Here is a 1,146-nt window from a genome sequence, read left to right on the forward strand (position 1 = left end):
GACCTCCTCCAGGCCATGTACGGCCGCAACGGCGAAGCCCCCGTCCCCGTCATCGCCCCGCGCACCCCGGCCGACTGCTTCGACGCCGCGCTGGACGCCGCCCGCATCGCCCTCACCTACCGCACCCCGGTCTTCCTGCTCTCCGACGGCTACCTCGCCAACGGCTCCGAACCCTGGCGGATCCCCGACCCGCAGGACCTGCCCGACCTGCGCACCCGCTTCGCGACGGGCCCCAACCACACCCTCGCGGACGGCACCGAGGTGTTCTGGCCCTACAAACGCGACCCGCGGACCCTGGCCCGCCCCTGGGCCGTGCCGGGCACACCCGGCCTGGAACACCGGATCGGCGGGATCGAGAAGCAGGACGGCACCGGCAACATCAGCTACGACCCGGCCAACCACGACTTCATGGTCCGCACCCGCCAGGCCAAGATCGACGGCATCCACGTTCCCGACCTGGACGTCGACGACCCCGACGGCGCCCGCACCCTCGTCCTGGGCTGGGGCTCCACCTACGGCCCCATCACCGCCGCCGTCCGCCGCCTGCGCACCCAGGGACTCCCCATCGCCCAGACCCACCTGCGCCACCTCAACCCCTTCCCGAAGAACCTCGGCGACCTCATCGCCCGCTACGAACGGGTCGTCGTCCCCGAGATGAACCTCGGCCAGCTCGCCACCCTCATCCGCGCCCGGTACCTGGTGGACGCCCGCTCCCACACCCAGGTCAACGGGATGCCGTTCAAGGCCGAGCAGCTCGCCACGGCCCTGAAGGAGGTCATCGATGGCTGAGGCACTGAGCCTGATCCCCAGGGCGGAAGCGAAACTCGCCGCCAGGGACTTCAAGTCGGACCAGGAGGTCCGCTGGTGTCCGGGCTGCGGTGACTACGCGGTCCTGGCCGCCGTGCAGGGCTTCATGCCCGAGCTCGGCCTCGCCAGGGAGAACATCGTCTTCGTCTCCGGCATCGGCTGCTCCTCCCGCTTCCCGTACTACATGAACACCTACGGGATGCACTCCATCCACGGCCGCGCCCCCGCCATCGCCACCGGCCTGGCCACCTCCCGCCGCGACCTCTCCGTCTGGGTCGTCACCGGCGACGGCGACGCCCTCTCCATCGGCGGCAACCACCTCATCCACGCCCTGCGCCG

General features: G+C 71.1%; 1 protein-coding gene and 1 pseudogene. Both read left to right on the forward strand.

Annotation, left to right across the window (positions count from 1 at the left end; all coding sequences use genetic code 11):
- Window positions 1-789 (forward strand): annotated as a pseudogene (locus ACFY7H_RS34070) (2-oxoglutarate ferredoxin oxidoreductase subunit alpha); the annotation flags it as partial.
- Window positions 782-1,146, forward strand: a 365-nt coding sequence (locus tag ACFY7H_RS34075; protein WP_388946602.1) for a thiamine pyrophosphate-dependent enzyme, incomplete at its 3' end; no start/stop codon positions are given. The pseudogene ACFY7H_RS34070 and the gene ACFY7H_RS34075, both read left to right, overlap by 8 nt.

Source organism: Streptomyces sp. NPDC012794 (assembly GCF_042901085.1).
Classification (GTDB): Bacteria; Actinomycetota; Actinomycetes; order Streptomycetales; family Streptomycetaceae; genus Streptomyces.